Source organism: Laceyella sacchari (genome assembly GCF_004343255.1).
In the GTDB taxonomy this organism is placed as follows: domain Bacteria; phylum Bacillota; class Bacilli; order Thermoactinomycetales; family Thermoactinomycetaceae; genus Laceyella; species Laceyella sacchari.
In genome coordinates this window covers 32,945-45,004 of record NZ_SMDD01000004.1, presented here as the reverse complement: position 1 = coordinate 45,004, position 12,060 = coordinate 32,945, and the positions used below count along the sequence as shown (strand labels likewise).

Sequence of the window (12,060 nt, the reverse complement as noted above, 5' to 3'; positions counted from 1 at the left end):
CCCTGGCCTCCTCTCAGTCCACTTGTATCATTTTATCACAGTCGACTTCCCATACTCAATAGACCGCTCTGGCGCATCACTGGTACACTTCTTCTTTCAGCACACCGATATAAGGCAAGTTGCGATACTTCTCGGCAAAGTCAAGCCCGTAACCGATCACAAACGCATCCGGAATGGTGAAACCACAGTAATCCGGGCTCAAATCCACCTTGCGGCGGTCTGGTTTATCGAGAAGAGTGACGATTTTGACTGAAGCGGCATTCCGGCCTTTCAGCATCTCAACCAAGTAACTCAACGTCAAACCCGAATCGATAATATCTTCGACAATCAAAACATGACGTCCTTCGATGGATGCGTCCAAATCTTTAAGGATGCGCACAACACCCGAGGAAGTGGTCGAATTGCCATAGCTGGATACAGCCATGAAATCCATTTCCATCTTAATCGGCATCTCCCGGATTAAATCCGCCATAAATGGCACAGCACCCTTTAACACGCAGACACATAGCGGGTTCAAGTCTTTGTACTCCTCTGACAGACGTTGACCCAATTCCCGCACTTTCTCTTTGATTTGCTCTTCGGAAATAAGAACTTCCTTGACATCTTGATGCATGACTTTCCTCCTACCACACACAAGCAATTTACTCTTCCCAGATTAGATACAAAAACCGAGTGGTCTTTGGGGTGACGGGAGCGACACCCGACCGCTTCACCCCTGGAACCCAGATAATCTCATCTCCCGCGGTCACAATCGGAACCCGGTCACGTTGGCGCTTGGGAACTTTTGCTTCCATCAGCACTTTTTTCAGCTTTTTTCTTCCGTCCATCCCCAAGCATGTCATACGATCCCCGCTTTGGCGGGCTCTTACGAAGAGGGGAAACGGCAAATGATCTCGGTCGAAGACGACAGCATTCCGACCAAGATCCACGTTATGTAATGCCACATCCGATTCCAATACTTCTATTTTACCCAAAAACCCGGGCAAACACGTCGTACCAGGAACAGATAACACAATTTCCCCTAACTGAGTGGCATGTTCTGCGCCGCACTCTGCCTTGCGCATATGTACTTTTTCATATTCCCGCTCCGCTATAATACCGCCGGGGAGATGAAACATACTGGATGAAGATCCGTCCGCAACGAGTTTTCTCACCTTTTCAACCGCGTCAAGACTGACTCCAAACGTATCATCTTGCGAAAGATAACTTAATATTAGTTTAACTACCCTTCTTTGTAAAGCGATTGGAAGGTGAAGAAAACTTGAAACATCAAGGGTGAAGCTGGCATCACCCCGCTCGAGAAGCACCTTGCCCAAAGCGTCCTCCACCCATTCGGACCACACTTTCTCTTCTTCCCGAACCAAGTCACTCAAGGTACAAACCGCTTTTTGTACATGGGGGTTGTACGCTTCCAGCAATGGAACCACTTCCATCCGCAGGCGATTGCGAGTGTAGTCGGGAAGCAAGTTACTGGAATCCAAACGCGTGGGCAATCCCGCATCCTGGCAGTAACGCTCTATCTCCTGTTTGGTGAACGTCAACAGCGGCCGGATCAATTGGAAGCTGCGCCAAGCACGGATCGGCTCGATACCCGCCAGCCCTGCTACCCCCGTTCCCCTGACCAACCGCATCAATACCGTTTCCAGCTGGTCATCAGCATGATGAGCAGTAGCGACAGCATCCATCCGCCATGCCCGCGCCGTTTTCTCAAAGGCGTCATAACGGAGTTCACGCGCGACTGCCTGTTTGTTCCCGCCTTTTTGTTCTAACAAACTTCCAACATTTACCCTGACCGTCCGGCAAGGTATTTTCCATTCCTCGCAAAACGCCTTGACATGTTGCTCGTCGGCTTCGCTTTCTTCCCCTCTGAGCTGATGGTTGACATGAACAGCGGCGACAAAAATATCTACCTCTTGTTCTATTTTTTTCAGGGCATGTACCAAGGCGATGGAATCGGCCCCACCCGAGACGCCTACCAACACCCTGGCCCGCCGCCCCGCCAAGCCCATTCGGTTCAGCTCTTCTCTCAATTGAGCAAGAAACACCTGAATCGTCTCCTTGGCGCGTCAAACCCGGGGGAACTCCCCCGAGCAAACGCCACTCATCCTTCTCTTTTCATCATATCCTGTTTCGCACCGGGAAGCAAATTTAAACCACCAAATGTGAGCGCTTGAGTGGTTTCACACCAGGCAATCGGATGGTTGACCATTCCGGTGCATACCGCTCCACTTTGGCTACAACCACCGTCATGTCATCACTGATACGCCCGCCATGGTAGCGAACCACCTTCTCCAGCAAACAATCGGCAAAGTCTTGCGGATCCTTGGTGTCGATCTCCGAAATTAACCGGGTCATCACCGCATCCTTGTTCACCGCCCGCCGCGGCGCATCGTAGACGCCATCAGTCATCAATATGACCAAATCCCCCGGTTGCAGTTGCATCTCAATCGGCTCGATCTCAATCTCACTCAGGATGCCAATCGGGGGGTTGGCGGCCGAGAGGGTCATCACCTGTTTGCCCCGTTTAACAAATCCCGGAGTGGAACCGATCTTCATAAACCGCCCCTTTGCTGTATTCAAGTCGACGATAGCCAAATCGACCGTGGCGAACATCTCATCAGCCGACCGCAGACTCAAGATGGAGTTCACCGTGTCAACCGCCCGCTCTTCACACATCCCCGACTGAAGCAAGCGGCGCAACAATTTAAGCGCGGCACTGCTCTCTTCTTGGGCGCGCTGTCCATTCCCCATGCCGTCAGATAACGCCACCGCGCATTTGCCCGTGCCCAAACTCATATAACAATAGCTGTCTCCAGAAATAACCCCGCCCCCTTTCGCCGCATTGGCTGCCCCTGTTTTCAACTCAAACCGTTGCGCTGAGCCCAAGGTGATAACTGCCCCATGTGAACCGTCTTTGATCACTTTCCGGTACACCGAGATGGGTTCCCCCAACACCTCTGTCAGCAAAGGCGCCACCAGCTTTTTGCATTCGTCCAACCCTTCCCGTTCCGGCATCACCACTTCAATCTCCACTTTGCCTTCCTCGAGATTGATAATATCCACCCGCTGTATGGACAAGCCCAACTCCTCTAAGGCCTCATGAATTTGCTCTTCGTGCGCCGCCATCACTTGTGTCTCATGGCGGATCTCCTTAGCCAGCTTCTCCATCACTTCGGCCATACCCGCCAATTGGTCCGATACCAACCGGCGCGATTCCTGCATTTTTTCCTTCCAGTAAATGTTTTGCTCATAGCGGGCGTACTGTTTTTGAATCGAACCCATCACCCGTTCGCCGCGCATACAATGCTGCTCCCAAAATGGGGGCACCGCGATCTCATCGGTGACACCGTTCGTTTCCACCATGGCCATCAATTCAGTCATGCCTTGATACGTTTTCATGACTTGCTTGTCCCAACAATCCGCATAGCGTGGGCATCCCCCGCACGCGTCATGCATTACTTCCGACAGAAAAAAATTAACCTGATCCTCATGTTCTTTGCGATGCTTGGTGGCGTCCTCTCTAAAGCTGAAACTAAGTTCCTGAAACAATTCCGTAAACTGCTCTACCTTGGCTGCGGTCACATCACGCAACCGTTTGATATATTCTAAATGTGCCGACTGATTCTCCGTTGTCCCCGGCACAAAACGGGACAACGATTGGATCAAGCGGTTGGGCGTCAGCATAAACAGTACGACGGCGCAAGCCGACTCCTTGAGTGACATCCACATTACTTCGGCACCACCATCGTACAAGGTCAGGATGGCTGAACCGAGCATGAAGCCGATGGCCACCCCCCACCGCTTACCTTCTTTAAACAGGCCGGCCAACAACCCCGCGAAGGCCAGCAAGCTGATCTGCATCACCGCTTTGGTATCGGACAGACTCAATATCACTCCCGTCACTACGCCGATCGATGAACCGAGCAACCCACCGCCGATCAGCGCAAACAATAATATCGCGTAGCGGGACACCATGTTGACCACCGACAGATCAGCCACAAACCAATCCATCATGCCCGTCATGACAGAACCGAGTAAAATTACCAGGCATACAATCTCCTCATGCCGCAAAGCAATCCGTTTTTTCTTTACTGTAAACAACGGCAAGGAGTGTACAAAGATGAATGTCAGGATGAAACTCAGCAAAACTTCGGCGGCAGCCATCAAGCCTTTGTACGAGCTCCAGCCTCCGATCATCCCTTCCGCCAGGTGGGCCGCGGCGCCGCATGCCCCCACAACAAAAGGGACATAATTGATCTGCCCTTTCCCTAACCAGTCCCATCCTTTTTGCAACAACAACCAAATTGCCAACACGCCGGCCGTCTCCACCGCCTTGAGTGGACCCAAAGTGGCTGCCCCCAGTATCAGTGACAAAAGCACCACCGGCCATTGTTTGCGAGCAAGATGGTAGATCACTGCCACATACGCCACCGCAAATGGAGAGAATGTGTCAAGAATGGTAGCTCTACCCAGGAGAAAACCCATCACCAACACTGGCACATTCCACATGGTGGATAATCGGTATATAGCTCTTCTCTGCCTGCTTTGATCCACTCCAAACCAACTAACTGGACGAATGAAAAAATTTTTGATATAAGTACCCATTTGCATGACCCATCACCCCAATCACTTTGTGCCACCCATTATAGCGATGGGACGGAAGAAAAGTTTGTCAAACAGTCTGAATGAAAGGAAAATTTTTGCGACAAATTTTGTCCTCTGGGTAATCCAGCGCCTTGATTGGCTTTCTCCACTCCGCCGGCAAACAAAAACCCCTCCGCGGTACAGCGGGGGGCTTGTCTAAACACCATCCCTTGGTGTCGTTTTGCATCACTTTCAGCACAGGAGCGACAAAACTTCTAATATTCTACTGTGTCCATCGTTTCGCCATGTCGAAATAACCCATCAAAGCCGGCGCGCAAACGTGTTCAAGGGGTACATCTGGGCTTCATGTACAAACGACGGGATCAACTTCCGCTCCGTCTGCAAACGAATCATTTGGTCTAACGTCCGGAGCGCATGGACTTGTTGCCGCCGCTTCAATTGTCCCCGTTCCACCGAGTCGGCAAACTCATCCACGTCAATCAGGTGATAGGTGCCATCCGGATAAACGATCAGATCAAACAACAAGTCCACCATGACATAACGCATTCGGCCCACTTGGTGCATTTGCATCACGTCGCAATAGTAGTAGAGGAATTCCCCTGATCGGTTAAACACCTTTGAGATGGTATACCCCTTGCGCACAAAATAGTAAGTGAGGAAAATCCGCTTGCCGTCCGGATTGGCATATTGCGTAGAGAAGCAATGGCGCCCCCGCCAATCCCGCACCTTTTCCGTATATGTTTTATTTATCGTGGTAAATTTGACTTTCTTGATAACGACATTCACACAACCACTCCCATGCTTATCATGCATCCCAATAAAATGACACAAAAAAAAGGCGATGCACCACCCACGATAGGGTTTCCTCGCCTTCTCCTCTCTTGCACTTGGTAGCGGCGGAGGGCCTCGAACCCCCGACCTCACGGGTATGAACCGTACGCTCTAGCCAGCTGAGCTACGCCGCCATATATTTGGTTGCGGGGACAGGATTTGAACCTGCGACCTTCGGGTTATGAGCCCGACGAGCTACCAGACTGCTCCACCCCGCGACATTCTAAAAGGATTTGAGTTCATCACTGCGAACAATGATTATTATATAATGCGTCCGCAGTGATGTCAACAAAAAAATGGCATATTTTTAGTGCGGGATTCCCCGTGCTGGATAGAGAAGGTACTTTCCTCGTAGTTTTTTGAAATTATTCAGTTCTGCCGCCCAGGAACGTACGATTTCCCTAGCGGATTTCCCTTGGTCGATTTGCTGGCGAACTTTTTCCGTGCCGGTCATTTTATCCATCCAATAGGGTTCCCCCGATTCGCGCCATGCAAACTGGCTTGGATACAATTTTTTTACCTTTTCAATGATAGCCAGTCCCGTCAGGATAGGATCAAACGTTGCGGGATCTTCCACATGCACTTGTACACCACCCACTGTTTTCCCTTGATGTTTGGAAAAAGTAGGGGTGAAGTACGCTTCGCGAAACTTGACTCCCGGCAATCGTTCCCGATTTAGTTCCTCTGCCAACTTCCATCCTTCCACATAAGGGGCGCCGATCAGTTCAAACGGTCGCGTCGTTCCCCTTCCTTCGGAGAGATTGGTCGCTTCGATCAGTCCAGTTCCCGGATACACTTGTGCTGTCGTGACAGTCGGCATATTCGGCGACGGCATCACCCAAGGGAGTCCCGTCTGCCCGTAGGTTTCCTGCCGGCTCCAACCCTTCATTTTCACGACATGGAGTTCGACCTTCTTTTTGCCGCTTTTTGGGAAAAACCACTCATTGAATAAGGTCGCCAGCTCACCAACCGTCATGCCGTGCCGCAGGGCGATAGGGAACAGGCCGATGAAGGAGCTGTGTTTTTCCTCCAACACAGGGCCTTCTACCCGGACTCCCCCCAACGGATTGGGACGATCCAGCACATACAGCGGCTTATCGGCAATGGCTGCCGCCTCCATCACATATGCCATGGTGGAGATGTAAGTGTAGAAACGGGTTCCGACATCTTGGATGTCAAACACAAGGACATCCACATCTGCGAACATAGGAACCATGTCCACCGGATTTTTCCCATACAGGTTGGAAAGCGGAAGCCCCGTTTTCGGGTCGATCAGCTCACCCGGCGTCTCGCCCGCCTGTTCTGTTCCGCGTACCCCATGTTCCGGACCGTACACTTCCGTCACGCGGATGCCCTTGCGCAACATGGCATCCAAACTATGTTCGTAATCGGCGGTAATGCCTGTCGGATTGGTTATCAGCCCCACTCGCTTCCCAGTGAACATCTTCGGATTGGCCAACACGACATCTAAGCCTGTCAGTACCTTTCCCCTGCGCCCTTGTGCCGTTTCTCCCCCTTCATCCTTCCAAACCAGTCCAAGCGTAGCGAAAATGAGGACAAAGACAAGGGCGAGTCCCCACCAGCTGGCGCGATTGATATGGAGCACCCTCATACCCCCTTCATCGGGAGATTCTCACTGCTGATGCCAACTAACCGATCTCATACAGAATATTCATGCGAACGCTTCTAGCCTAAGTTTTCTACTTAAGCACTTTTGATTCCTGCCAAAATAAAATAACCCCTTGTCTTCTCGCACAAGAGGTCACCCCCGCCACGCATAAAGAGCGCGGCAGAAGCACATCGGGCGAATGAAAGCGGATAAAGCGGCCCGATCACCGCTTGTCCGGCAACGAATATATTTGTTCACCCGGTTTGCTATATCCCATTTTGTGAGCCAATTCCAACAAATAATCCTTGCGGTGTAACTTTTTGATCTCCGCATTGATGTGGGCCGTTTTCCTTTTCGCTTCCGCCAACTCCTGCCGTTTGGCCGCCAATGCCTCTTCTTTGTCCCAAATACGGTTTTGCTGGATAATCAACTCCACCACACACCAACAGAAGATCGTGACCATGACGCCAAGCCAGATCATCCGCCGGCGCCGAACGGCGGGATGAAGCGGTTGTTTCCGTTCCTCATGTCCTTTCTCTTTTGCCACTTTCCGTTTAAATGTCAAGATATTATCGCGCGAACGCTGAAAAGGCATATTATCCACCTTTTTCTCTTTTCTTTTTCCACCACGCCCCAAACCGGCGAAGGAAGGAGCGCACTTGATCCACGTGCGGCCGCATCCTCCTCCACATCGGACGGACAAGCGGGCCCAAAAGCCAAGCTAGCGGAAGGCATATCCATCTAATCAAGATCCAAGCCCCCCGTGCTACCGCCCGTGCACAGATCCAGAGGCATCGCGCCATAAATGATAATGGAACATACACCATCGTGTAAACGGCTTGCCCAAGAAAATGAATCATCCATTCCACCAATTGAAACAGCACACGGATGAAACGGATGACCAACTGTGAAAACCACCTGAAGTAGAGCAAAAACCCGAGGCAGATTGCGATGAACAAATAAAAGCGCAGTTCACCCCAATTGCTCCACAACAACAAGCCAAACACAAGCAGACTGGAAATCATCCAATACAGGAGATCGATCAGGGAGACGATCCACCGTTTAAGCCGAAAGCGTTGGGTAACCACACGGTAAAAATCGAGAATGACGCCAATGAGGATACCGGAACCCAGCATCAGGCCCATCGTGGTCCATTGCGTAGCCAGAGTCACTTGAAAATCCGCCCCAGCAACCCTTTCGCCTTCTCGCTAGCAGGCAGATGGACATCTAAATAGCTCATGTCCATGATCTGCCCCTCTATCGCGACCCTTCCCTGATCGAGATCCAAATTCTTTATGTGGAGGTCTTGTCCACGGATGCCGAGATAGCCGCAGTCGGTTTGCAATAAGAACTCCTCGCTGTCAAAGCTCTCAACGCGAACAACACCGCTAACTTCCATCACATTGCGATTGGTCAGCACGATTTCATGCCTAGGCTGGCCATGCAAATCCTCCGTCATATCAGGTACCCCCTTCCCATGGTACATGATATGGACAAAGGTCAGAAATTAGAACTCAAGCGGCGCTTCTTCCGCTTTCAAAGGTTCTTCGCGCACAATGGTGAACATATTGCCTGCATCCTCTTTTTTGGCGTTCTCCTGCAACTTTTCCACTCTCGCCGTTACCCGCTTGTTGCCGAAACGGATGCTGATCTCATCGCCGACCGCGACCGTAGTACCTGCTTTGGCCGGTTTGCCGTTCACCTCGGCCCGGCCCTGGTCGCACACCTCTTTGGCCAGCGTCCGTCTTTTCACCAATCGGGACACTTTAAGAAACTTATCTAATCGCATCTGTCGTCACCTCAGTTGTCACAAAATCGCCTTATTCATTTGTCCATGTTATGAACAATTCTTCGGACGGAAGGAAAACCCTTCATCCTTTCCGAGGATTCCCCTTTTCTTCCCGTTTGGCCTCATTCCACCACGCGTCCATTTCCGCGAGTGTCACATCCGGCCACGCACGATTTTGGCTACGCACCCGCTCTTCAATGTGCCGAAAGCGGCGTGCAAACTTCTGGCATGATTTGATCAGAGCTAACTCCGGGTCTACTTTAAGGAAGCGGGACAAATTGACGAGAGCGAACAGCAAATCCCCCAACTCTTCTTCGCGCTCCGCTACCGTTTCGGCGCGACCCAACTCATCCAGTTCTTCTCGCACCTTGTCAAATACCTGGTCCATCTGCTCCCAGTCAAAGCCTACTTTAGCCGCTTTTTTCTGTTGTTGGTAAGCCAACAGCAACGCAGGAAGCGCCTCATTTACCTGACCGAGTACCGAAGGGGGTTCGGCTTCTCCTGACCGCTCTTTCGCTTTAATCTGTTCCCAATTCGCCTTCACTTCTTCCGCGGTATCCGCTTGCGCTTCGCCAAAAACATGGGGATGGCGCCGAACCATTTTGTCATTGAGGCGACGGATCACTTCAAAAATGTCAAACGTTCCCTCTTCACTGGCGATTTGCGCATGCAACATCACTTGAAGCAAAATGTCTCCCAGCTCATCCGCCATCGCCTCTTCATCCCCGTCATGAACTGCCTCCAAAAACTCATACGCTTCCTCAATGAGATACCGGCGCAAGCTCTCATGGGTTTGTTTGCGATCCCATGGGCATCCTTCCGGGCTTCGGAGCGTCGCAATTACATCCACTAAGGTGGAAAATTGGCGATAGAGCACCCGTTCCTCAGTGACAGGCGGTACATACACGGAAGTCAGATCAGTAAACCACTCACCATGATCCAGCTCATACAATGGAAGGGTAGTCAGCTTCTCCAAGCCGGGAACACCGCATGCAGTGGCGATAGTCACGGGATGTTCATCCGGATACACATCCATTAACGTCAACTTGACATCTGAGGCAACCAAACGGTCATACACTTGCCCAATCAATACGTGAGTGCGCGGATCCAACCGGGAAGCGCTGAGGTCATTGCCATCCAATAATTGAAACCCTTCAATGGGGTCCAGCTTCAAGCTGGCGAACATCGCATCCAAAAAACTGGTTCCCCCGTGAACTTCCACCGCGATCCCTTCTGCATCCAGAAGCAATTGCACCGTCCGTTCAGCCACCATGGGATGCCCCGGCACGGCATAAACGACTGTGCCGCCCTCCCCTGCATAGGTCAGCAAACGTTCCGCTATTTCTTCATACACCGTTTCAAACCGGGCATGCTTCTCATACACGTCATCGAAACTAACATATTGGATTCCCCGTTCGCGCAACCACGAAACAACCGGATGTTGTTCTGTACGCAAGAATACTCGGTCAGCGCGTTCCAGCTCGGTCAGCGTCCCCAGCGTCAATCCATTCTCATCGCCAAAGCCCAGTCCGACAACCACGATTTTCCCGTTCATGATTCCCCTCCTGCCCGTTTTATTCAACCAACATCCCTTCAGAATTCCTCATATACGCAACCAATGCAACCGATCTAACAGCGGAAGCAGCTTGGCTTTCAACTTCGGCACCTTCTCCAGATCGTCCCGCGTCAACACCCCAAAGCGAAATGCAGCCCAGAGATAGGCCAGCATACCTACCATGACAGAAACCAGCGCGGTGACAGCCATAGCCAACCGATACTCTAACACAGGCACCAACACCGTCTCCAATCCGATTCTAACACCGCCCACAGCGACAGCCATCCACAAAGCCGCCCACAAGCTACGGCCGAGGCGGAAATGCTCCCAAAGCGCCCCTCGCAAGTGCCGTCTCAACGCCCAAAGGTTGAGTCCGGCAACGAGCGCATAAGCAACCGTAGTGGCCAAAGCAGCACCGCGAATGTCCCACAGCGGCACCAACCACAAGTTGCCTGCCAATTTAACACCCACTCCCAACAACAAATGGAGTGCAGGCAAGGCAACCTGGTCAAATCCTTGCAAAACACCCGCCGACGTGAGGCTGAGCGTTGAAAACAGAATGGTGAAAGCCAAAATAGCTAACGCATCCGAGCCGGCACCGTCTTTGAACAGCATCACATTGGTGGGTAGAGCGATCACAGCCAAACCGACTGATGCTGGCAAACCAAACAGCCAAGTCAGGCGCAGAGCCAAAGATGCGCGCATGCTGGCTTCCTCCATATGTCCTGCCGTCTTGGCTTGAGCAATCGCCGGCACAATCGATAAGGCGATCGCAGTAGCGAAAAAGGAACCAAATTGAATTAAGGGTTGCCCCCGGTCAAATACCCCTTTTTCTGTAATTACCTGATCCATTGCCCAACCGGATTCAGCCAACAGATTACCGACCGTGAAAGAATCCACCAGAGAATACAACGGCAAGACCAACGCCCCAATGCCGATGGGAATCGATAAAACCAAGATGCGCACCACCAGCTGTTTGGTGGATGGGTTCGCAGCTGTCATGGCCGCCGGTTCCGGCCGTACGGTGGTGGCATATCGCTTCCAATACACCATCAGGATGAGCAAAGCGGCGACCGCTCCGGTTGTCGCACCAAACACCGCACCAGCCCCGGCATAAACGTAACCAAATCCCGCCTCCATAAAATACCAAGCAGCGACCAAAATCGTCACTACCCGTACCAATTGCTCCATCACTTGCGAAACAGCGGTCGGCAACATATTTTGCTGACCTTGAAAATACCCCCGGATCGCTGATAAAAAGGGCACGATAATCAGCGCAAATGATACAGACCGTATCGGCATGGTCAACAACTGGCGGCTTCCCATCCAGCCGGCAATGGTTTCCGCCCCCACGAATAGAATGACAAAAAAGAGACAACCAATCAAAAGCAAGGTGACGGAAGCCACGCGAAAAATTCGGCGGGCCATATATGGATTTCCCTCAGCCAAGCGCTCTGACACCAGCTTGGAAATCGCCGTGGGAAACCCCGCCGTCGCAAGGATCAACAAAACGCTGTACAGCGGATACACTTGTTGATACACATACATGCCTTCATCGCCAGTTATATTTTGATAGGGAACGCGGTAGACGGCCCCCAAGATTTTGCTGATCAACGCTGCCAAACCCAAAATGGCCGCGCCGCGGACAAAAGATCGCTCCGCCTTGGACAT

General features: G+C 51.7%; 11 protein-coding genes and 2 tRNA genes. All 13 read right to left on the bottom strand.

Annotation, left to right across the window (positions count from 1 at the left end; genetic code table 11):
- Positions 1 to 76 precede the first annotated feature (76 nt).
- The gene (gene hpt / locus EDC32_RS13855; RefSeq protein WP_132223089.1) at positions 77 to 613 is read right to left on the bottom strand and encodes a hypoxanthine phosphoribosyltransferase; all 537 of its coding nucleotides are present in this window, start codon (positions 611 to 613) and stop codon (positions 77 to 79) included.
- Positions 614 to 641: 28 nt separating this feature from the next.
- Positions 642 to 2,045, bottom strand: coding sequence for a tRNA lysidine(34) synthetase TilS (gene tilS, locus EDC32_RS13850; protein ID WP_132223087.1), 1,404 nt, complete (start codon positions 2,043 to 2,045; stop codon positions 642 to 644).
- 103 nt (positions 2,046 to 2,148) lie between these two features.
- Complete coding sequence (spoIIE, locus tag EDC32_RS13845) at positions 2,149 to 4,611, bottom strand: stage II sporulation protein E (RefSeq protein WP_132223085.1); 2,463 nt, start codon at positions 4,609 to 4,611, stop codon at positions 2,149 to 2,151.
- A gap of 294 nt (positions 4,612 to 4,905) precedes the next feature.
- Positions 4,906 to 5,391: a ribonuclease FAU-1 family protein gene (locus EDC32_RS13840; RefSeq protein WP_054095522.1), complete on the bottom strand. Its 486-nt coding sequence runs from the start codon at positions 5,389 to 5,391 to the stop codon at positions 4,906 to 4,908.
- 102 nt (positions 5,392 to 5,493) lie between these two features.
- Positions 5,494 to 5,570 (bottom strand) — tRNA-Met (locus EDC32_RS13835).
- Between the two features lie 7 nt (positions 5,571 to 5,577).
- A tRNA-Met gene (locus EDC32_RS13830) sits at positions 5,578 to 5,654 on the bottom strand.
- 89 nt (positions 5,655 to 5,743) lie between these two features.
- Positions 5,744 to 7,042 (bottom strand): exo-beta-N-acetylmuramidase NamZ family protein, encoded by a 1,299-nt coding sequence (locus EDC32_RS13825; protein ID WP_246026959.1) that lies wholly within the window; start codon positions 7,040 to 7,042, stop codon positions 5,744 to 5,746.
- Positions 7,043 to 7,268: 226 nt separating this feature from the next.
- Positions 7,269 to 7,640: an FtsB family cell division protein gene (locus EDC32_RS13820; protein WP_132223081.1), complete on the bottom strand. Its 372-nt coding sequence runs from the start codon at positions 7,638 to 7,640 to the stop codon at positions 7,269 to 7,271.
- Position 7,641: 1 nt separating this feature from the next.
- Positions 7,642 to 8,217 (bottom strand): spore cortex biosynthesis protein YabQ, encoded by a 576-nt coding sequence (gene yabQ, locus EDC32_RS13815; RefSeq protein ID WP_132223079.1) that lies wholly within the window; start codon positions 8,215 to 8,217, stop codon positions 7,642 to 7,644.
- Positions 8,214 to 8,504 (bottom strand): sporulation protein YabP, encoded by a 291-nt coding sequence (gene yabP, locus EDC32_RS13810; RefSeq protein ID WP_022738746.1) that lies wholly within the window; start codon positions 8,502 to 8,504, stop codon positions 8,214 to 8,216. The genes yabQ and yabP overlap by 4 nt, the downstream gene beginning before the upstream one ends.
- A gap of 48 nt (positions 8,505 to 8,552) precedes the next feature.
- Positions 8,553 to 8,834 (bottom strand): RNA-binding S4 domain-containing protein, encoded by a 282-nt coding sequence (locus tag EDC32_RS13805; protein WP_022738745.1) that lies wholly within the window; start codon positions 8,832 to 8,834, stop codon positions 8,553 to 8,555.
- 82 nt (positions 8,835 to 8,916) lie between these two features.
- Entirely contained in the window at positions 8,917 to 10,389 is a 1,473-nt protein-coding gene (gene yabN / locus EDC32_RS13800) for a bifunctional methyltransferase/pyrophosphohydrolase YabN (RefSeq protein WP_132223077.1), read from the bottom strand.
- A 48-nt stretch (positions 10,390 to 10,437) separates the two neighbouring features.
- Positions 10,438 to 12,060 (bottom strand): putative polysaccharide biosynthesis protein, encoded by a 1,623-nt coding sequence (locus tag EDC32_RS13795; protein ID WP_132223075.1) that lies wholly within the window; start codon positions 12,058 to 12,060, stop codon positions 10,438 to 10,440.